The sequence below is a fragment of the Streptomyces sp. CAU 1734 genome, from assembly GCF_039888735.1.
Classification (GTDB): domain Bacteria; phylum Actinomycetota; class Actinomycetes; order Streptomycetales; family Streptomycetaceae; genus Streptomyces.
The window spans coordinates 129900-148219 of sequence record NZ_JBDQQP010000012.1; the positions used below are offsets into that span (position 1 = coordinate 129900).

General features: G+C 71.5%; 21 protein-coding genes. 7 read left to right on the forward strand and 14 right to left on the reverse strand.

The window, feature by feature from the left end; genetic code table 11:
* Positions 1-235: 235 nt before the first annotated feature.
* From AAFN69_RS23445 to AAFN69_RS23460, 4 genes are all read right to left on the reverse strand, one after another.
* Entirely contained in the window at positions 236-952 is a 717-nt protein-coding gene (locus AAFN69_RS23445) for a VWA domain-containing protein (protein WP_347730664.1), read from the reverse strand.
* A 39-nt stretch (positions 953-991) separates the two neighbouring features.
* Positions 992-1672 carry a DUF6884 domain-containing protein gene (locus AAFN69_RS23450; RefSeq protein WP_347730665.1) on the reverse strand — a complete coding sequence of 227 codons (681 nt, stop codon included), beginning with the start codon at positions 1670-1672 and terminating at the stop codon, positions 992-994.
* A 53-nt stretch (positions 1673-1725) separates the two neighbouring features.
* Positions 1726-2160 carry a hypothetical protein gene (locus AAFN69_RS23455; protein WP_347730666.1) on the reverse strand — a complete coding sequence of 145 codons (435 nt, stop codon included), beginning with the start codon at positions 2158-2160 and terminating at the stop codon, positions 1726-1728.
* Between the two features lie 344 nt (positions 2161-2504).
* Positions 2505-2975: a hypothetical protein gene (locus AAFN69_RS23460; RefSeq protein ID WP_347730667.1), complete on the reverse strand. Its 471-nt coding sequence runs from the start codon at positions 2973-2975 to the stop codon at positions 2505-2507.
* 653 nt (positions 2976-3628) lie between these two features.
* Between AAFN69_RS23460 and AAFN69_RS23465 the strand changes: the two genes are divergently transcribed.
* Together AAFN69_RS23465 and AAFN69_RS23470 are read left to right on the forward strand one after the other, a co-directional pair.
* Complete coding sequence (locus AAFN69_RS23465; RefSeq protein WP_347730668.1) at positions 3629-4828, forward strand: RNA ligase; 1200 nt, start codon at positions 3629-3631, stop codon at positions 4826-4828.
* A 109-nt stretch (positions 4829-4937) separates the two neighbouring features.
* The gene (locus tag AAFN69_RS23470; RefSeq protein ID WP_347730669.1) at positions 4938-5453 is read left to right on the forward strand and encodes a hypothetical protein; all 516 of its coding nucleotides are present in this window, start codon (positions 4938-4940) and stop codon (positions 5451-5453) included.
* A gap of 664 nt (positions 5454-6117) precedes the next feature.
* On the opposite strand, the gene AAFN69_RS23475 is transcribed toward AAFN69_RS23470, so the two are convergent.
* The 7 genes from AAFN69_RS23475 to AAFN69_RS23505 form a co-directional block, all read right to left on the reverse strand.
* The gene (locus tag AAFN69_RS23475; protein WP_347730670.1) at positions 6118-7098 is read right to left on the reverse strand and encodes a hypothetical protein; all 981 of its coding nucleotides are present in this window, start codon (positions 7096-7098) and stop codon (positions 6118-6120) included.
* Positions 7095-7559 carry a hypothetical protein gene (locus AAFN69_RS23480; protein ID WP_347730671.1) on the reverse strand — a complete coding sequence of 155 codons (465 nt, stop codon included), beginning with the start codon at positions 7557-7559 and terminating at the stop codon, positions 7095-7097. The genes AAFN69_RS23475 and AAFN69_RS23480 overlap by 4 nt, the downstream gene beginning before the upstream one ends.
* A gap of 22 nt (positions 7560-7581) precedes the next feature.
* Positions 7582-8811: a hypothetical protein gene (locus tag AAFN69_RS23485; RefSeq protein ID WP_347730672.1), complete on the reverse strand. Its 1230-nt coding sequence runs from the start codon at positions 8809-8811 to the stop codon at positions 7582-7584.
* Positions 8804-10333 carry a DUF2637 domain-containing protein gene (locus AAFN69_RS23490; RefSeq protein ID WP_347730862.1) on the reverse strand — a complete coding sequence of 510 codons (1530 nt, stop codon included), beginning with the start codon at positions 10331-10333 and terminating at the stop codon, positions 8804-8806. Before AAFN69_RS23490 ends, AAFN69_RS23485 begins: the two co-directional genes overlap by 8 nt.
* Before the next feature lie 233 nt (positions 10334-10566).
* Positions 10567-10740 carry a hypothetical protein gene (locus AAFN69_RS23495; RefSeq protein WP_347730673.1) on the reverse strand — a complete coding sequence of 58 codons (174 nt, stop codon included), beginning with the start codon at positions 10738-10740 and terminating at the stop codon, positions 10567-10569.
* The gene (locus AAFN69_RS23500) at positions 10737-11240 is read right to left on the reverse strand and encodes a hypothetical protein (RefSeq protein WP_347730674.1); all 504 of its coding nucleotides are present in this window, start codon (positions 11238-11240) and stop codon (positions 10737-10739) included. The genes AAFN69_RS23495 and AAFN69_RS23500 overlap by 4 nt, the downstream gene beginning before the upstream one ends.
* Positions 11240-11410 carry a hypothetical protein gene (locus tag AAFN69_RS23505; RefSeq protein WP_347730675.1) on the reverse strand — a complete coding sequence of 57 codons (171 nt, stop codon included), beginning with the start codon at positions 11408-11410 and terminating at the stop codon, positions 11240-11242. The genes AAFN69_RS23500 and AAFN69_RS23505 overlap by 1 nt, the downstream gene beginning before the upstream one ends.
* 568 nt (positions 11411-11978) lie before the next feature.
* Between AAFN69_RS23505 and AAFN69_RS23510 the strand changes: the two genes are divergently transcribed.
* The 5 genes from AAFN69_RS23510 to AAFN69_RS23530 all read left to right on the forward strand — a co-directional run bounded on the left by AAFN69_RS23510 (position 11979) and on the right by AAFN69_RS23530 (position 15841).
* Complete coding sequence (locus tag AAFN69_RS23510) at positions 11979-12758, forward strand: GntR family transcriptional regulator (RefSeq protein ID WP_347730676.1); 780 nt, start codon at positions 11979-11981, stop codon at positions 12756-12758.
* A gap of 3 nt (positions 12759-12761) precedes the next feature.
* Entirely contained in the window at positions 12762-13403 is a 642-nt protein-coding gene (locus AAFN69_RS23515; protein ID WP_347730677.1) for a GNAT family N-acetyltransferase, read from the forward strand.
* A 78-nt stretch (positions 13404-13481) separates the two neighbouring features.
* Positions 13482-14177: a SpoIIE family protein phosphatase gene (locus tag AAFN69_RS23520; RefSeq protein ID WP_347730678.1), complete on the forward strand. Its 696-nt coding sequence runs from the start codon at positions 13482-13484 to the stop codon at positions 14175-14177.
* 537 nt (positions 14178-14714) lie between these two features.
* Entirely contained in the window at positions 14715-15074 is a 360-nt protein-coding gene (locus AAFN69_RS23525; RefSeq protein ID WP_347730679.1) for a hypothetical protein, read from the forward strand.
* Complete coding sequence (locus AAFN69_RS23530) at positions 15071-15841, forward strand: DUF6624 domain-containing protein (protein ID WP_347730680.1); 771 nt, start codon at positions 15071-15073, stop codon at positions 15839-15841. Before AAFN69_RS23525 ends, AAFN69_RS23530 begins: the two co-directional genes overlap by 4 nt.
* 121 nt (positions 15842-15962) lie before the next feature.
* Here AAFN69_RS23530 and AAFN69_RS23535 read toward each other — a convergent pair whose 3' ends face one another.
* The 3 genes from AAFN69_RS23535 to AAFN69_RS23545 all read right to left on the reverse strand — a co-directional run bounded on the left by AAFN69_RS23535 (position 15963) and on the right by AAFN69_RS23545 (position 18252).
* On the reverse strand, positions 15963-16283 hold the full coding sequence (locus AAFN69_RS23535) for a hypothetical protein (protein WP_347730681.1): 321 nt from the start codon (positions 16281-16283) through the stop codon (positions 15963-15965).
* 65 nt (positions 16284-16348) lie between these two features.
* The gene (locus AAFN69_RS23540) at positions 16349-16822 is read right to left on the reverse strand and encodes a GNAT family N-acetyltransferase (RefSeq protein WP_347730682.1); all 474 of its coding nucleotides are present in this window, start codon (positions 16820-16822) and stop codon (positions 16349-16351) included.
* Positions 16819-18252 (reverse strand): hypothetical protein, encoded by a 1434-nt coding sequence (locus AAFN69_RS23545; protein WP_347730683.1) that lies wholly within the window; start codon positions 18250-18252, stop codon positions 16819-16821. Before AAFN69_RS23545 ends, AAFN69_RS23540 begins: the two co-directional genes overlap by 4 nt.
* Between the last annotated feature and the right edge of the window lie 68 nt (positions 18253-18320).

Here is an 18320-nt window from a genome sequence, read left to right on the forward strand (position 1 = left end):
TACGTCAAAGTAAATGCGGCAGGATGGTGATGGGACGCAAAAAGCCCCGGGATCCTCCCGGGGCCTTCCGAGAAGCGCGCCGGATACTCCGGCGGCGCTTGGTGTGATGGAACAGATGGACTCGGGGCGGGCCCGCAGCCGCTTCCCCTCCGGAATCAGACGGGCACCGCGGGCAGCGGAGGCCCGCCTGGGGCCAGGGCCCGCTGCGCGTCACCGCGAGCGGGCCCGGACACGCTCAGGTCAGGCGCTGCTGGCGGGCCAGGAGCCAGGGGATGAACTTCCCGGTGATGCCGTCGTAGAGCTCCTCGTCCGCGATGTGCTCGGGGTCGTCGGCCTGGAAGAGCGAGACGTTGTCCGCCTTCAGCACAAGGGTGTGCAGGAAGTCCACCTCCTTGCCGAAGGCGACGAAGGCCACGAACACGGGCTCGTCCCGCCCGGCGATCTCCTCCAGGAGCGCGACGACCTTGGCGCGGTCGTCCGGGTTGCCGTCGGTCTGGAAGACGATCAGCGCGGGCGCCGGGGATCCGGAGCCCTGGTGGTCTTCGATGACCGTGGACAGAGCCGTGCCGTAGTTGGTGCGGCCCATGCGCCCGAGCGTGTTGTGCGCCCGCTCGATCCGGCCCGCGTAGTCGTCGACCCGGACGGTGACGGAGCCGTCCACTCCGGTGGAGAAGAACGTCACGGGCACCGAGCCGTCGTCGTCGAGCCCCTGAGCCAGGCCGAGGGCCCTTTCGGCGAGGTACTGGACGGTGCCGTCGCTGTAGTACCGGCGCATGGAGCCCGAGCGGTCCAGTACCAGGTACACCGCAGCCCGCTGCCCGGAATGGCCCGACTTCCGCAGGCTGTACGCGGCCTTCTTGGTCAGATCGGCAACCGAGGCACGAGCCGGGGCCGGGGACTGCGCGGCGGGCTCAGGGCGGGAGTCCGAGCGGGCGAAAGGATTCTTGAACATGTGTACTGCTCCTTGTACGGGGCCGGAACGGCCGGATGGTTACTGAACGGTGCGCGAGGCGGCCTGTGGACGGAGTCCTGCCGCGGGGTGTGGGCGGGCGGGCCGGTACAGGTTGGCGAAGAAGGCCAGGTGCTCACCGATCCCCCGGCCTGCGAGTGGGTGTTCAAGCCCCGGCCAAACGGTGCGCGCCAGGTCCGCGTACGCCTTGCCGGCGAAAACCGTCACGTGCGCGGCACTCACCCCGAGGAGATGAGCCTGGACTGCCAGCACTCTCGGTGACACGGTGCCGTCCTGCCCGGCGCGCAGGTCGTAGTGCAGGACCCGGTCGTCCTCACGGAGCAGCCCGAACTTCGCCGAGAGGATCAGCAGGAGGGACGCGCCGTCCGCGGCCACCGCGTCTGCGGCCCGACGGGCCGCGACATGGTACGGGCCCACGTACATCTCACCGGCCGGTGCGACGGCTGCATCGGCCTTTCTTCGGGAGCAGGGAACCACCAGGACCTGCGGCAACTGCTCCTGGCGGGCCCGGCGGAGGCCGACGCCGGTGATGCGGTGACGAGCGGCGCGGGTCAGCGGGCCGGGGCCGGCGGGAACCGCGCCGGACAGTGAGCGGATGAGCCCCAGCCCGACCAGCGCCCGCACGTCGGGCGCGGGCACGGACGGGGGGAGGTGCCCCTCGGAGTGGACCGCGGCGGCGTGCAGGCCCGCGCGCTGCGCCAAAGTGAGCGGAACTCCGCCGCCGGGCTGTGAAAGGGGCATGCCCGGTGAGAAGATCACGGGCGCCGCCCCCCGTCGACGACGGCGACAGGCATGGGCAGGCCGTAGTGGTGGGCCAATGCCTCGATCGCGTCATGACGGCTCGCGTAGCCGCGCCCCACTTCTGCAACCGCAGCGTCGGTGACGATCAGGGTTGAGGTCGGAGAGGGCCCGTGCGAGGCGAGGGCCACCTCGCCGCCCACGGCCTGTGGTGAGAAGCCGTCGAAGGTCACCGCGCGGCGGAACGCGTCGAGCGGGCCGACACGTCGCACCCACGCTGTGCACTGCGGCTCATCCGGCATCACCGCGACTGCGGAGACCCGATGCCGGACGCGCCGGATCTCGGTGAACTCGCTTCCTCGGAGCGCGTCTTCGGCCGACGCCAGCGCGGAGTCCCACTGTCTGCGCGCGTTGGTGCCGCGCCTCGGCAGGGTGAGCCCGCCGTTGTGCACCCGCAGTATCTGGACCTGCGGTCCGTCGGCACGCAGGAGGAATCCGCTCGCGGAATCGCTCTCGGGTTCCGGGCTGCACAGGCCGGTGCGCTCGGTCAGAAGAGTGCGCGCGAGCCGGATATCCCACCGCTCCGCGCGGGCGGACGGCGTGTACGAACTCGCGGAGAGGACTGAACGGGGCAGGGCTCCTCCAGAAGGCCGGCGGTGCCGGGGCGGCAGTCAGCTCGGAAAGCCCCTGCGGCCCCGGTGTTCGGGGAGGTGAATGGCGTCCTTACCAGGCGAGATAGCGCCAGATGGTGAGTAAAATATAATCCAAAGGCTGCATGTGCGTCAAATTAGAGACCTCACGTCGAGGGGAGATCCTCTTCGGTCGCTGCGCGGGAGAGTTCGACCACCGTGACCTCGCGCAGTGCTGTGCCGACGGACGTGTGACGCATCCGATCCAGATGAGACCTGGCCTCGTCGGCGTCGAGCATTCCACCCGGCCTCCGCCCGTCGATCTCGTAGAAGTGAGCCGCCACGCGGCAGCCAGGACCGGCGGAGAGGTGAGGTGCGGGCCGTCCCGCGGCGGGCAGGTCCCGCTCGCTGACGATGCGGCACCGCTCTTCGCGGACATGCTCGGTCAACTCGACGCGCGACACCCACGGCCGCTCCCGGGCCAGGTTCATGTGCTCCCGGGTCAGGTCGGGGCACTCAAGGCGGTGGCTCGTGTACTCGTGGACCTCGGCGCCGCCGGACCGGCGGAAGACCGACACCGACCACATCACCCGCCGCGCAGGGCACGGGCCGCCTTCGGGTGGCGGGGTGCCGGTCATGGGGCCGGCGCCGTCTGCGCCCGGCGGGGGCGCGAGGGGGCGGCAACGGAACCGGCGCCCCGGGGGCGGCACCATGAGCACCGCGCGTGCCGCTCGGCGGGCGCTGCCGGGCCGGTGGCCGCGATGCGGTACAGGCGGGAGCATCCGGAGCAGGTGACCCATCCCAGGGTGTTGAAGCCGCGCTCGGTGATCACGTAGCGGGACGTCGCGCTCGTCCGTGTCACGAGACCGCGCCGCACCAGGGTGTCGAGTACGCGGGCCGTGTACCTGGCGGAGCGCAGGTGCCAGCTGCAATCGGGGTGCCAGACGCCGCCGTTGAGGCGGGCCAGGGCGTCGAGGGCTGTCAGCTGGTGACGTCCGAGCGGGCGCGGCAAAGGGCCTCCAGAAGGTCGGGCTGTCGGCGGCTCGCAGGCCGTCAGGGGCCGAGCACGCCAGTGTGGTGTCTTTAGATTGATTCACACCACCATTTCAGGTAACATTAGTGGTGTCAACGGGTGAGGGTGACGCCCTCACCGACGGCCCAGCCGCGACAGACCGCGGCCCCGGGCGACCCGCAGAACGTCCGCCCGGGCCGCCGATCCGGCCCCACCGTTCTCACCGCCCCGGCACCCGCGCCGGTGGCCGTGCTTTCCCCGTGCCGACCAAAGGATTCCGTGCCGAGCCTGAACACGCTCTTCGCGCCCGACGACCTCGCCCGCGCTCTCGCCGACGGGCACGTCACCGCCACCCCGCACCCCGAACTGCCGCTCACGATCTACACCTACACGCGGACCTGCCAGTACACGGGCGCTTGGACGCCCGTCACTCTCCGCTGCCGTGGCCTGATCGTGGACGACATCACCGGCGAGGTCTGCGGCTGGCCGTTCGAGAAGTTCTTCAACGCCGACGAGCACGGGCTGGGCCGCCCCTACGCCCCGCCGCTGCCGGACGAGCCCTTCCGCATCTACGACAAGGTCGACGGCTCGCTCGGCCTCGTCTTCCACTACGCCGGGAAGTGGCGCGCGGCGTCCCAGGGCTCTTTCACGTCCGAGCAGGCCATCTGGGCACAGCGGTGGATCGACACCCACGACACCAGCACCCTGGTACCCGGCACCAGCTACCTGGTCGAGCTGGTGTATCCGGGCAATCGGATCGTCGTCCACTACGGCGACCGCCGGGACATGATCCTGCTCGGTGCCTACGACCGTGACGGCACCGACCTCGAACTCCACCGCGTCGCCGCTCACTGGAACGGCATCGGCAGCGTGGTGCGCACCTGGCCCGCGATGCCGCTGGCCGACCTCCTCAAGCACGCCGAGGCTGACGAACTGCCCGACGGCACCACGGTCTCCGGCGTCCAGTCCGAGGGCTACATCCTGCGCTTCGCCTCCGGCGTCCGCACGAAGGCCAAGCTCACCGACTACGTCCGGCTGCACAAGAGGCTCAGCTGCCTCGGCCCGCAGCGCGTGTGGAAGGACTACGGCCTTCAGAAGTTCGCGCACCTGCCGTCGAAGAAGGTCGCCAAGGCGTTCTCCTGCGACGTCTCCGAGGCACGGTGGGACCGCGAGGGCCCCGGGCCGCTGGACGCCATGCTTCAGGACGTCCCCGACGAACTCGACGCCTGGGTGCGCGGCGTCATTACCCAGCTGGAAGACCAGGCCAGCACCGTGTACCGCGCCATCGACCGGGCTTTCGCCGCGCACGCCCACCTGAGCGGTGACCGCCGGGCTTTCGCCCGGGCCGTTACCCGCATCGAGGACGCGACGATCCGCGCCGGAGTCTTCCACCGCCTCGACGGCCGGGCGGCGGACCTCACCGTCTGGCACTCCCTCAGGCCCCGGGCCGGGACGTTCGCGGAGCCCGGCAGCAACTGACCTCCCGCAGGGCGGCGGGTCACTGTCCACAGCCCGTCCCACGGACAGTCGAAACCGCCGCCCCGCTCAGCCAGACCCGTCCAGCACACGAAAGCGAGACCACCCCGCAATGACCCGCACCGTCCGCCGCCTCACGATGACCGCGACCGCTGTCACCGCCGCTCTGCTGCTGTCGTCCTGCACGTCCAGCGAGACGAAGCCGCTGGAGCACGGCACCGTGAAGGAGAAGAACCACGACCCCGCCTACACCACCCCGGTCTACAAGAAGCAGTACCGCGAAACCAACTGCCGCAACGACACGACGAACATGCTGACCCTCAGCGCGGGCGAGCAGCTGCAGGGCAAGAGCTCCGGCGGCACCGGCGGGCGGTCCTCCAGCAACAAGGGAGGGAAGAGCAAGAAGAGTTCACGCAACGAGGTCGACCCGGGCACGGCCAACGGCGGATCGGGCGGTCGCGGGGGCAGCCGCCGGGTCTGCGACCGCGAGTACCTCGGGCGGGTGAAGACCGGTGAGCGCAAGCACCCGGAGGTCTGGGAGGTCCTGATCACCAAGGGCGACCGCTCCCGCTGGCTGCCCGTGTCCGAGGAGCGCTGGAACGAGATCACGGTCGGCGACGACATCTGAGGCGTGGCGAACGCGCGCTCACGAGCGCCGGATTCCGCCCACAGGCGGGGCTCGGCGCTCCGTGCTCTCTCGGAGCCACCGCAGCCGGGCCCACCACCCGCCCCGTAACCACCACCTCCCGACCGCAGCGCGTTGGCGGGCTGACGCGGGGACACCACGGTGTCCGCGTCAGCCCGCCAACGCGCGCGAGAGGCTCCACAGGACGAGAAGAGCGACAGCAGTCGCCGCAATGACGTCACCCGTCGAGGGCCGCCACGACGTGGCGCGCACCATTGCGGCATCCAGCGCGATGCGCTGGACGCTCTCGCCGGCGGGGTAGTCGCCGTCGTGCCGCCGACGGCGGTGACGCGCACCGTGCCTGTGCGCCCCGAAGCGGAACGTGTAGGGCCTCGACGACGTGGCGCACCGCCGGCAGTTGTACGTGTACGGCACGGCCGCCTCCGGGTCCGATCGTGAGTTCCTCGGATGGTAGAGGCGAGCCGCGCGCCCAGGTGCGGGACAGGGCGTTTCCCGCCGTTCCTGAAAACCGCTCCCCCAGTGGGCTGCCGTGGTGTCGACGGCGTGGAGACGAGCGTGTCGAACGGGCGTAGACGGCGGACAGATAGACGGTAGATGCGCAGGTAGACAGGGGTGTCGACGGTATCTGCGGCCTTACGGGGAAGGGTCAGGCGGCGGTCTCGGGGGAGGAGGCCGTGACCGTGTGGAGAGGCGCCCGGGCGGGGGCGTCCCCGGCGCCCTCCACGAGGGCCTGTGCGGGGGGCGCCGGGGAGAGGGTGTTGTCGCTGCTGGGGACGGCCCCGCCGGGGCCGGGAACGGGGGGCCCGGCCGGGGCAGGGCCGAGGGGCTCGGCGAGGGCCTCCAGAGCCTCGTCGAGGGAGGTCCCGAACGCCTCCCGCAGCTCACCGGCCCGAACTCCCCATGTGGGGCCTTTCCCCTTGGCGCGCAGGGTCCTGCTCACGGGTATTCCGGCGGCGATGCACCACTCCCTCAACCGGGTCTGGTCCCAGGGTCCGAAGCCGTGGGCCTCGGCCTGCAGCCGCTCCAGGAGTTCGGCGATGTGCACGCCCTTGTAATCGGGTTCGGCGTCCCGGACAGCGGCCACCACGAACAGGACGAGCTGGCGGGCGAACCGCTGCTCCGCGGATTCCGGCCCCTGCTCCCCCGCAGACATTTCATGATCGTTTTGGGTGGCGGCCTCCGGGACCGGGGGAGCGACCATCCACGCCACGGCGATCCACACCGCGGCGAGGACGATCCCGCCCACTGGTGCGATCGGCGCGATACGGGGCCAGGCGAGCCACCAGAACAGCCAGAGGAGACCCGCCAGGACGACGAGAGCGACGGTGACGATCATGCAGCCCAGGCCGACCCTCTCGACCGCGTCCCCGGCGGCTACCCTCCTGCCTGCCGCAGTGCCGGGGACGCCCTCCCCGGCGGCGGAGCCCGCGTCGGCCGGACCGGTGCCCTTCTCCTGGGCGGGCGGCGGGGCGCCGAGGCCCATAGCCGCCCGCCAGCCGAGCGTGACGACCCGCGCCAGCCGGCGCAGGAGAACCGAGACGATCAACCGCGACCCGGTCAGCAGCAGCCGCAGCGCCTGCCCGCTGCCGGAGAAGGGGATACCGAGCTGCCGGAGAAGGGCTTTCACGCGAGCTTCTCCAGCACCGAGCCGATGACCTGGAAGAGGATTCCCCAGAACGCGCCCGCGACGCCCCACGCGACACCGGCCCCCATACCGAAGAACGCCGGGGGCACCCGCTTCTCCCATTCGGGCAGGAACGCCATGATCGTCAGGACGAGCGCGATCCCCGCCGGCGTCATCCCGCCGACGATGTTCGGGTCGGTGAGCGCCGAGGCCGCCAGGCCGTGCGCCCCCTCCGCGATCATCCGCCAGGTTCCCCCGGCGAGGATGAAGAGGATTCCCGTCACGGCCGCGAGCGCGGCAAGGTGCCGCCGGTCGGTGAAGACCGGCTTGGTGTACTTCGAGCGGTTGCGGATGGCGATGACCAGGACGATGAATCCGGCGACGGCGAGGGACGAGAGACCGACAGCGCCCAGGCCCTGTGTCAGACCGCTCCCGAGGGCGGGGGCGCTGAGGACGGTGTTCATGGGGGTCACTGGGTGGTGCCTTTCATATGACGGGGCCGTTGGTGTAGAGCGCGCAGACGAGGAGAGAGGTGGCGAGGGGGACACGGGCCAGCCAGCGCTTGAGGAGACCGCCCTCGCGGGTGCGCCACACCAGCCAGCCCGAAGCGCCGCACAGCGTGAGCCCGACGATGAGCAGCGAGACGTCGGCCTGGGTGAGGCCGGTGTGGCGGGCGATCGCGCCGGACGTGTACGGCAGGAACTCCTCACCGAGGCGGCGGCCGAGTTCGGCCGTGAAGAACACCGTGCCGAGCCGGCCCCACCGGCCGAACGGGACGTACGGCGCGAGGAGTTCACTGCCCGCGACCTTCCACGCGGTGAACCCGCCGGCGAGCGCCAGACCCGCGCCGATCAGCCCGCTCGCCGCGGCGGTGGCGGCGGGCGGGAACTGGGACAGGTACGTGTTGAGGCCGATGACGCTGCCGGCGGCCGCGGCTGTGCCGTTGAAGGTGAGAACGCGCCAGAACCGGCTCGGCCGCCACCGCAGCACGGGCTCGGGACGGGCACGCAGTGTGGGCTGCGGCCTTGGCTCGCCGACGGACTGCGGACGGGTTGCGGCTGCGTCGTCGTGCTCGTCGCCGGGACCTGGACCATCGGAGCTGTCGCTCTTCTGGACCTGGATGAGGACCGGCCCGCCGTCCGCGGGGACGGTGAGGATATGGCCGGTGTGGGTGTCCAGGTCCGCGTTCTGGTCCCGGTAGAGGCGGTCCCACCAGCCGGGCCTGGCGTCACGGACCGCGCCTGCGGTGCGAGGCTCGGTGCGTGCCCCCCTCGGGGCGGTGCGCCACCAGTCCGTACTCGTCGGCGGGGCGGTCGGCGGGGGCGGTGCGGCGGGCTCCGCTCCGCTCCCCTGGGCAGGAGCCTTGACCACTTCCGGGGCGCTGACCTGCGCATCTACACCGTCGACAGGGTCGTCGACAGTCTCATCCGCAGAGGCTGAGGCATCCGCTTCAGCCGGTGTGCTCGCACTGGTCGGCGGGACCTCCGCCGGGAGAGCCCCGGGGGGCTCGGGCCTCGGCATCGGCACCTCGGCGGGCAGCGGCACATGGTACGGATCGTCGTCTGCGCTGGTCACGGTCCCTCCTTCCTCGAAGGCGCCGGTGATCTGCTCGCCTTCGAGGGCGAGGTGGATCAGCATGCGGATGAACTGCTCGTCGTGGTCGTCGCAGGCCAGGGCCCGCACTGGGTGCGGACGCCCGCGGTCCGGATCAGTCACTGGGCGCGGCGTCGGCGGTGCCAGCCGCCTCTTTGAGCGCTTTGGTCAGCCAGGCCGGGGACCGGCCGATGCTCCGCGCGAAGGAGCTCTGGGTCAGGCCTGGTTCCGCCTTCTTGGCCAGGCGCCACTGAGCCGCGGCCCTGGCCCTCTCCCGCTGCGGGCCCGGCGAGGCGACGGTGGCGTGAACCGATCCCGGCTTCCCCCGCGCTGTGGCGTGCGCCCGACGGGAGCGGCGTGAACTCCCCGGGCGCGCTTTCACGCCCGGGGCGTCGTTCACGCGAGGCGCTTCACGGTCACCGCGATCTTTCACGGACACGGTTCGCACCGGATTCACGGTGCGCGTGTTCACGGTCTGCGTTTCACGCCCGGACGGCCGGTTCACGGTCATCGCCACCCGGTGGTTCACGCCCCAGCCGGGCGGGTTCACGTTCACGCCTTCACGCGTGAACGACGCTCCTTTCACGATCCGCGTGAACGCTTTCACGCTATGGGTGACCTGCGCGTTCACGCTGCTCATGCCCTTGGGGGGTGTGTGGTTCACGGTGCGGGCGGGCGGGGCGGAAGGGAGACGGTTCACGGCGGACGGGCTGTTCACGGATCCCTGTGAACTCCGCGTGGTGCGGTGTTTCACGGCGGTCTGCGGGCCGGCCGCCGGAGCGTGAAGCGGCTGCTTCACGCTTTCGGGATTCACGACGCCGTCCCCGCGCGGCGTTTCACGGTCCCCCTCGTTCACGGGCACCGCGGCGGCTGTGGCTTTCACGCCGGTGCCGTTCACGGGCACCGGCGCGGGAACGTATCTGCCCGGGGAGGGGGCGACGAGGGCGAGTGCGTCACCGAGGTGGGATTCCAGCGCCTGCACGGCTCCGGGCTCCGGCGCCGCGTCACCGCGGTCGAGAGGGATGCCGTAGCGGGCGAGCCGCAGCGGCATGAGCTCCTCGGCGGGTGCCTTGCGCCTCCAGCCGCGGCCGTACTTGGCGCGCAGCCGGGCCTGGTAGACCAGCCGGTCCCGCTCCAGGGCGATGACCGTGTCGTACGCGCGCAGCTCCCACAGCTTCATCCGCCGCCACAGCTTGAACGTGGGGACGGGGGAGAGGATCCAGCGGATCAGGCGGACCGGTTCGATGTGCCGGTCGGCCGTGATCGCCGCCAGGCGCCCCACCGCGTGCCGGGCGGCTTCGACCGTCACGACGAACAGCAGGGGGATCACCCCGTGCATCGCGACCCCCAGCGGGTCGGGCCAGGCGGCCGCCGCGTTGAACGCGATGGTCGCGCCGGTGAGCAGCCAGGCGGTGTGCCGCAGCAGCGGGAATGGCATCCGCAGCCAGGTCAGCAGCAGATCGAGCGCGAGCAGGACGACGATGCCCGCGTCGATGCCGAGCGGAAAGACGTGGGCGAAGCCTCCGAAGCCCTTGGCGGCGGCCAGGTCGCGGACGGCGGCGTACGAGCCGGCGAACCCGATACCCGCGATGACGACGGTGCCGCCGATCACGATCCCGGTGATCACGCGCTGCGGCCGGGTCAGTGCCGGCCGTCCGGCACCGGATGCGGCGTCCGGGCGTGTGGTCGTGGGCGTGGTGGGGCTGGTGGTCACCGTGCTGCTTTCCTGTGCGGAGCCGGACGCCGGAGAAGCGCGGCCTCAGATGGACGGGCGGGCAGAGAGCCCCGCGCGGCGGGGCCGGAGCGTACGGGCGGCAGTTGCTGCGCCGCCGGGCTGACCGGCCCGGCGTCCGCCGGGCCGGTTGCTGCGATTGCCGGTCAACAGACGCCGGCCGCCCGGCGCCACTGCTTGAACACGGTGTCCCGGTCGGCGGCGCCCGCTGCAAAGTCCTCCTGGCACCCCTGAACGGTGGCCGGCTCGGACAGCACCCGGTTCTCGCGGAACCCCGGCCGTTCGGGCCGGTCCGGTTCCTTCTGGTCGTGCCGGGTCACCGGGGGATCTCCGGGACGGCCAGGGTGGTGATCTGCACGGTGGAGGTACCGCAGTGGCCGCGTGCCTCGACGAACTCGCCTGCCGCATGGGCCCGGGGGGCGTTGATGCCCTTCAGGAGCGCGGCCTGCAGCGGATCCGGGAGCGACCTGCTGATGCGCAGGCTCACCTCGGCGTGCAGCGGTGCCGCGTCGCTGACCAGATCGAAGACGTGGGCGACGAGGTCCTCGTCGTCCAGCGCGCCGGACTGGGGGATCGCGGCGGGGATCGACAGGCTCAGCAGCAGCGCCAGGGTGCCGCGCAGTTCCATGAGCTCCAGGACCAGATCGTCCGGGGACAGGCGCCGAAGGTCGAGACCGAGGCTGTGCCGCAGCGCGGCCCGGCCGGCCACGGCGGCCTCGATACGGGACGCGGCCGGGCCCAGCTTCCCCAGCCGGCCGCGTGCCATCGCCACATACTGCGGCAGTCCGGCGTGCGCGGGTGCTTCCGCCGGCCCGGACATCACCGCACCCCCGGTACGGCCGTCAGCCGGGTCAGAAGCAATCCGGCCGCTTCGGCCGCACGGGCACGGGCCCGGGGCGAGAGGGCATCGGCGATAGCCCTGCGGTAGGCGTTGTTCGAACGTCCGGCCCGCGCCGGGGCGCGGGTGGCGTGCTGACTACGGTGAGACACAGTGCGGACTCCTCGCGTGTGAGGTGTTCGGATCAGCCCGCGCGACGGAGTGGCGACTCCTGGCAGCGGGCCGGAGCGGCCCTGGACCGGAGAGACCTCCGGCCAGGGCCGTTGTGCTGGCCAGGCGGCCAAGGCCGCGGCGCACAACTTTCGTACGCCGGACCGTGGTTGCCTGGATCGAAGCGCCCGGACGGACGCCGACGGCGGTGATGCCGCCGCGCCGCGCCGGACGCTCAGTGCCGCTGTGCAGTTCTCAAGGGACGCCGCCGAAAGGCGCTATTCGCACACATCTGACCTGATGTGCACCCTCGCCCGGGCACCCGAAGTGCCCGGATCTCGCGAGGATGAACAGCCGAGTCAACTTCACTAGCATCACTAGCTTCACAAGTGAAGTTGGATGTGACCGTAGTCCGGACCGAGGGGCGCCGTCAACAGCACTTTCTGACCTGGGAAGTTGAGAAGAAACTGATCGCGCGAGGCGCGGGCGGTCATCGAGCACATCGGTGCTGAACCGTCTGGAAGAGCGCATTCGCTTGCTTCACTAGGTAGGACGGATACGCTGACCCGCATGACAAGCCGACCCAGAGGGCAGCGCTGGAGCGCCCAGGAGATCGCCGAGGCCCTGCGGCGCCGGATCCAGGAGGGTGAATTCGCCGCGAGCGGTCAGCTCCCGTCCACGCGTCAACTCGTCGCGGAGTACAACACCTCCGCCGAGACACTGCGCCAGGCCGTCATGAAGCTGAAGAGTTGGGGAGTGGTCACCTCACAGCAGGGCAAAGGGGTGTTCATCCGGGTCATCGACCCCATCGAATGGCCCATCCACGCCTTCGAACGCGGCTCGCGGCGTGACGACCCCGCCCGCGGGGTGGACGACTGGAAGGCGTCCATCGAGGAACTCGGCCGCGTCCCGAGCCAGGACACCCCCGTCGTCACCGTCGAACGGGCCCCGGACGACATCGCCACATGGCTCGAACTCGAACCCGGAACCTTCGCCGTCGCCCGGCGCCGGCTCCGCCGCGTCGACGGAGTCCCCTTCCAACTGGCCGACTCCTGGTTCCCCATGGAGATCGCCATGAACAGCCCACTCATGGAAGAACGCGACGTCACCATGGCCGGCGGCATCCTCAAGAACATCGGCCACCCCCAGGTCCGCCGCCGTCACATGCAGCGCGCCTGGCTGCCCACCGACCAGGAAACGCAGCGGCTCGAACTCGACCCGGACGCCACGAACCCGGTCATCCGGTACGTCATCGTGGGGTTCGGGGCCTCCGGTACGCCCGTCCGCTGCATGGTCACCATCGCCCCCGGTGACCGCAACATCCTGATCTACGACGACTACGAGGAATGAGACGTGCCGCACCTGATCCGCCGCGCTGCGGAAGCCGACGCCGACGCGCTCATGAAGCTGAGGCTGGAAGCCGAGGACTGGCTCGCGGCGAACGACATCGACCAGTGGCGCAGCCCCGGCTTCCGCGACCGGGCCCTGGACAAATGGATGGTGGATATCGCCGCCGGCCGCACCTACGTCGCCGAGGACGACGACCGAACCGTCGTGGGCACGGTGACCCTCGCCCGGCCCGACACCGACTTCTGGACCACGGCCGATGGCCTCGACGACGCCGTCTACGTGGCCAAACTCATCAGCACCCGCAGGCCCGGCAGCGACCGGCTCGGCGCACGCATCATCGACTGGGCCGCCTTGACCGCCCGACGCCAAGGCCGTGACTGGGTGCGGCTCGACTGCGACCGCGCGAACAGACGCCTCCAGACCTACTACCTTGGCGAAGGCTTCGCCCACGTTCGTACCGAAAGCCCGCCGCACCGGCTTTCCGGATGGATGGCCCAGCGCCCGGCGAACGTCACCCGCCACCCTTCCCTTCCCCTGAAGGAAGAGGCGCGACCTGAGCAGCTCGCCAGGGTGGGTGATCCGGCGGCCCCGCCGCGCCGGCACCGGGCCCGGGGCCAGCACGTGAGCACAACTGACCGCCGCTGACAAGGTGCTTCCGTTAGCCGTACGTTACGGCGGTCTTCCCCGCAGGCTCTACGGTCGATGTTCATGAAGAGCTTTCAGATGGGAACCGCGTCTCGCCAGGGAGACGGCACGAATCTGGCCGACGCGGCGGCTTACTTCGTCTCGGAGACCGGTCGGACGGCCGCTGCCGTGGTTGACATGATCGGACATTCACGCCTCGCCCCCGTATGGGCTGAGCGGTGCGCGACCACCGCGGCCATCGTGGGCGCGCAGGACGGTCAGCACGCGGGGCTCCTCGCCGCCGCCACACTGGTCCGGGACGTCGGCCGCGGCCCTGAACCAGTGCCGAACGGCGTCGCTGTCCTCGCCGTGACGGGAGAGGAGTACATGCAGATCACCTGGCTGGGCGACTGCGTGGCCTACAGCTGGGACGGGGTGCGCCTGCGGTTGATGACCACTCCGGAGACGGTCGGGGAGTTCCTCCGGTACAACGAGGAGGCCGACGACGACGGCCGGCCGGTCCGGCACGCGAACTGGGTCCTCCAGACGATGCGGCGCCTGACCCCCTACTACATCGCCATGGCCGAGGTGCCCGTCGGGCACACCCTGATCCTGGGGAGCGACGGCGTCGCCGATCAGGTCGACCACGCTGTCCTCGAAGAGCTGGCGCGTGAGCACCACGCCCGCCCGGAGCCTGATCCCCAAGCCCTGGCCGAGGCGATCGTCGCGGCCGCCGAGCGCCGCGGGCAGCGCGACCTGGACGACGTCACGGCCCTGGTGATGATCCCGGCGTAGCCGCGACCGGAGCGCGGTCCGGCCACGGTGGCGATCCGACCCTCTGCCCCGGAGAAGCCCGGCGCTCCGGAATCCGCCGGCAGACGGGCGCCGCGTCAGCCTGCCGCTCCCTTCAGCGCAGCAAATGCCCGAGCAGGTGAGAGATTCACCCGTTCGGGTGAGAGGTGCAGCCGCCGGGCCCCTTCGGGAGAGTCCCGGTGTGCGACACTGCGGCAACTACGTTGTTGGCGACTGGATTTGGGGACCATCGGGTGGGCGGAGCGCTGGAGCACGCCGCCCTGTTCGTGCCCGGGGACCCGTCCCGGACGGGCCATGTCGCCTTCTGGACCGCAGGCCCGGTTCCCGGGGACGCGGAGTTCCCTGACTTCCCTGCTTCGGCTGCCGAGGGCAGGATCACGGTGGTCCGCAACGGCCCGGCGGGGCTGCGGGCCGAGACCGTTCCCTGTGTGCGGGTGCCGGTGATGGACGCGGTTCCTCTCCTGGCCCGTGCGCGGACGACCGGCGCCGGGCACCCGTCCGCGGTTGCCTGGGGCGCTGTTGGGTCTGCAGCTCCTCTCGCGCGGCCGACTGGTTCCGACCCTGAGCCCGCGCAGTGTCGACGCGTGGCGGGTCGGCCCTCTCGACACTGCGGACGAGGAGATCCTCGACCGGATGGCTGCCGCGCTTCCGGCCGAGGCGTACGCCGCCTCCGTGACCGGCGTCCCTCCGTTCCTTCTCACTGAACCCCGCTACCTCGTCGGGGCGTTCCTCGACGCGCTCGCCGACGTCTACCCCCGGACCCCGGCGGCCGAGGGGCTCGGGGGCAGGGCTGGTTCGCCGCGGGCCGCGAGCACTTTCTGCCGCAGCTGCGCGAGTGGGCCGACGGCGCCGCGCCGCTGGCTCCGGGGGTGCGGGTGAGCCTGAAGGTGGACCTGGACCGCATGGAGCATCTCCAGGGCCCGGGCGGGGTGCCGGTCGTCGTGCTGGTGGGGGAGAGCGGGACCCCGCGATTGCACGAGTGCGGTGCCCTGTGGTCCAAGCCGGACCGGACTGTGGACGGGCAGCGGCTGCGGATGCTCGCCCTGGTGGAACTGCGGCGCGCGGCCCGGATCTGGCCGGCCCTGGGATTCTTCATGATCTGCGTCGTGCCGCACGCGGTGAGACCGGCGGAACCACCCCCCGGGAACGACTCCCTGCGCCGGGAGCTCCTGGAGCGTCAGGCGCAGGACCAGGCGGTCCGGCTCACCCCGGAGGCCGAGCGGACCAAGGGGTTCTACGAGCGGTGGCGGGCCGTGGACGAGGCGAACACCGCCTGGCTGCGGGGTGTGATCGCCGAGCACGGCTGGCCCGGCCGCGCTCTCGTCGGCGAGGAGGCCTCGGGTGCTGTATGGCTGCTTGCCCAGCACGCCGACCGGTCCCCCGAGTTCCAGGCCGAGTGCCTCGATCTGCTCGCGCGGGCGGTGACGGCGGGGGACGCCGATGTCCGGCACGGCGCGCTGCTGGAAGACCGGGTCCGTGTCCACCGAGGCGAACCCCAGGTCTTCGGAACCCAGCTCGCCGGGCAGGACGACGGCAGCCTGGTGCCGTTTCCGATGCTGGACCCCCCAGGCGTCGGAGCACGCCGGGCCGCCTGGGGTTTCGAGCCGCCGGACGAATACATCCGGTCCGTCTCTGAACTCCGGTGACCTCGACCGACTCCGTCCGCCGTCACTGTGGTTCATCGCACGCGGCGGGTGTCTCACCTCGTCCCGTCCGGGGTTCTGCCGGGATCGGCCCGGGCCTGGGCGGGTGCCCCTGGGCCGATGGCTACTCGGCGCGCTGCCGCTGGCGGATGATCAGCTTTTCGGCGAGGCGCCGGGCCGTGTCCCCGGTGGGCTCGCCGGGCTTCTCCTCGTACAGGCACCACACGTAGCGGCCGTGGCTCATGACGAAGTCCTTTTCCGGGCCTTTTCGCCAGGCCCGGTTGGCGCCGCGGAAGCCGCTGTCCTCGCCGGTGAGACGGTCCAGGGTCTCCTGCACGTCCAGACGGGCCGCCTCGTAGATGAGGCCACCGGGTCCGCAAGCGAACTCGGCTGCCTGGCCCAGCTTTTGGGCTCCGAGGTCGAATGCCAGATGGTTCCAGGTCATGGGGATGACTCTAGGGCCGGGTAGGTCCTGTGATGCGGTGACGGCACTGGCGGGCCGTGTGAAGGTCACAGCAGTTTGTGAAGCGCTCGGTTGACCGAGGGGTTGCGGCCCTTGCGGTAGGAGGGGACGGGGCTGTAGCCGGCGGAGTGGTAGAGCGCGAGGGCGGCGGTGTTGCTGACGCCGGTTTCCAGCAGGATGCGGGTGGTGCCGCTGTGCCGGGCGTCGTGTTCGAGTCGGGTGAGGAGGTGTTGTCCGAGGGAGAGTCCCCGGGCCTCCGGTTGTACGTACATGCGTTTGATCTCGGCTGTACGGCTGTCGATCAGGTGCCATCCGCCGCAGGCGACGGGCTCCGTCGCGGGGTGGATGCGGGCGAGGAGGAAGAGCCCCCGGGGTGGTGCGAATTCTGCGGCCGGGGTGTCGGAGGGGTCGTCGGCGTAGCCGTAGAGGGATATCTGTTCGGCGTGGAGCTGCCGCATGAGCCGGTGCGCGTCGGGGTGGTCGTAGGGGACGACCGAGAGGTGGGGGTGGGGGTCGGTCATGGGGTTGATACTGCCCGTTCCAGGGCCTGGATCGCAGTGGCGCGGTCGGCTGAGCGCAGGTGCCGCCGGGCGTGCCGGCCGAGCTGGGTGAGCAGGAGCCGGCAGCGGACCGACTGGACGTGGGGGAGCCGGTCGGCGACGGCGGTGAGGGACTGTGCGGTGGCGTGGGGGTCTTTGCTGAGGAGGCGGGCCCGGGCGAGGTGGATGGAGTGGAGAAGAGCGGAGCGCCGGTAGGCGGAGGTCTGGTGGGCGAGGGGGGAGAGGAGTTCGGTGGCTTCGGCCAGCAGGCGCCGTGCGCGGCCGGGGTGGGCGGCGGCGAGGTCGACGAGGGCCTGGCCGGACTCGGCGGCGACCTGCTCGGCGGTGAAGTAGTAGAGGGACGGGGGGTCTGCGGGGCTTCGGCGCTGGAGGAGGGTGTGGCACTGGTCGGTGGCCCGGCGGAAGCTGTCGATGTCTCCGGCGCTGGCGTGGGCGGTGGCCAGGCGTCCCAGGGCGCGGGCGCGGACGAGGGGCAGGCCGCGGGCGGTGTGCTCGACGGCTGCGGCGGCGAAGCGCAGCGCGGTGTCGGGCTGGGCGTGGGCGGCGTGCTGGTAGGAGAGCATGCCGAGGACGTTGGCGACGGTGTCGTGGTCGCCGGCGGCGCGGGCGAGGCGGATGGCGAGGAGCTGGTAGCGCTGGGCGGCGGCGGTGAGGTCGGCGTCGAAGGCCATCCAGCCGGCGAGCTGGGCGTGTCCGGCGGCGGTGCGCAGGAGCCGGGTGCCGGTGTGGGCGTCGTAGCGGCAGGTGCGCAGCAGGTGGATCACTTCGCCGAGGGCGAGGCGGACGTGGCGCTGGGACAGGGGGCCGCCGCCGGTGCGGTCGTCGAGCCGGCGCAGGGAGCGGAGCTGGTCCTCAAGGACGTCGGCTAAGGGGGGTGGTACGCGGTCCGGTCCGCTCGGGCGGGGCGGGGGCGGGATGGTGTCGTGGTGGGTGGCGTCCCAGACGGCGGTGGTGAGGCGGTCGGGCGGGGCGGGGTGGGCGGTGATGTGCTGGTCGGGGCTGGTGACCCAGGCGGCGGTGGTGTCGAGGACGGCGGGCAGGGTCCGGGATCCGAGGAGGTGGTCGGTGGCGGTGGGTTCGGTGACGGGCTTGTGGTCGGGGCCCCACAGGGCGGTGGTGCACGGGGTGCCGGTGGCTTCGGTGAGGACGGTGGTGGTCAGGCGCCGTACGACGGGTGAGCGGGGGGTGGATCCGCGGAGCCAGCTGTAGGCGGCGGTGGGGTGGAGCCGGGTTTCACCGGCGGCGTCGAGTCGGGGGTTGAGGGCGCGGATCAGGTCGCGGGGTGTCCAGCCGGCCTGGTCGAGGGCGGCGGCCAGGAACTGGTTGTGGCGCGGGGCGGGTGTGGTGGCGGTCGGCGGGTGCGACCGGGGGACTCGGGGAGTCGTCGTCACGGTGGCGAGGCTAGGCCGGTTGACGGGCGGGGGCGGGTTTTCACGGCTTTTCACACGGCCTCCTCGAA

Excerpts from the sequence above, each read along its gene's own strand:
- AAFN69_RS23460 (WP_347730667.1), bottom strand. The coding sequence starts at position 2,975 with ATGACCGGCACCCCGCCACCCGAAGGCGGCCCGTGCCCTGCGCGGCGG.
- AAFN69_RS23510 (WP_347730676.1), top strand. The coding sequence starts at position 11,979 with ATGACAAGCCGACCCAGAGGGCAGCGCTGGAGCGCCCAGGAGATCGCC.
- AAFN69_RS23520 (WP_347730678.1), top strand. The coding sequence starts at position 13,482 with ATGGGAACCGCGTCTCGCCAGGGAGACGGCACGAATCTGGCCGACGCG.
- AAFN69_RS23445 (WP_347730664.1), bottom strand. The coding sequence starts at position 952 with ATGTTCAAGAATCCTTTCGCCCGCTCGGACTCCCGCCCTGAGCCCGCC.
- AAFN69_RS23470 (WP_347730669.1), top strand. The coding sequence starts at position 4,938 with ATGACCCGCACCGTCCGCCGCCTCACGATGACCGCGACCGCTGTCACC.
- AAFN69_RS23500 (WP_347730674.1), bottom strand. The coding sequence starts at position 11,240 with ATGTCCGGGCCGGCGGAAGCACCCGCGCACGCCGGACTGCCGCAGTAT.
- AAFN69_RS23535 (WP_347730681.1), bottom strand. The coding sequence starts at position 16,283 with ATGACCTGGAACCATCTGGCATTCGACCTCGGAGCCCAAAAGCTGGGC.
- AAFN69_RS23540 (WP_347730682.1), bottom strand. The coding sequence starts at position 16,822 with ATGACCGACCCCCACCCCCACCTCTCGGTCGTCCCCTACGACCACCCC.
- AAFN69_RS23480 (WP_347730671.1), bottom strand. The coding sequence starts at position 7,559 with ATGAACACCGTCCTCAGCGCCCCCGCCCTCGGGAGCGGTCTGACACAG.